General features: G+C 69.6%; 1 protein-coding gene. It reads right to left on the reverse strand.

Annotated elements, in window-relative coordinates; all coding sequences use genetic code 11:
* On the reverse strand, window positions 1-477 hold a 477-nt coding region (locus FLV34_RS39745; protein WP_147945634.1), incomplete at both ends, for an RICIN domain-containing protein.

The following is a 477-nucleotide window of genomic DNA, read 5'->3' on the forward strand; positions in this document are numbered from 1 at the left end:
GTCCTGGTGGGGGTGGGGGAAGCGGGCGGCTGGGAGCCGGTGGGCTGGAGTGACCACTGTTTGGTGGACACCGAGTCGCAGGAGTTCTGCTGCACGAGCGCGCCTGAGGAGGTGGAGTTGTCCTTGGTGTTGAGGCACTTGTCGCTGTTGGCGTTGACGATGCGGTAGTTGGAGCCCGAGGCGGTCAGTTCCCAGGTCTGCGATGTGGAGCCGGTGCAGGACTCCTGCTGGACGGCCCTGCCCGCGGAGGTGGAGGCGTCCTTCACCCCGGCGCACTTGCCGCTGTTGGCGGCGGCCAGGCGGAAGCCGCTGCCCTGGGTGGACAGGTTCCAGGTCTGGTTGCTCGCGCCGTTGCAGCTGGACACGGTGAGCTGCACGCCGTCGGCGGTGCTGTTGCCGGGGACGGTCAGGCACAGGCCGCTGGCGCCGTTCACGATCCGGTAGGCGCCCGCGCTGGGTCCCGCACTGGGTCCCGCA

It is taken from the genome of Microbispora sp. CSR-4 (assembly GCF_008033685.1).
In the GTDB taxonomy this organism is placed as follows: Bacteria; Actinomycetota; Actinomycetes; order Streptosporangiales; family Streptosporangiaceae; genus Microbispora.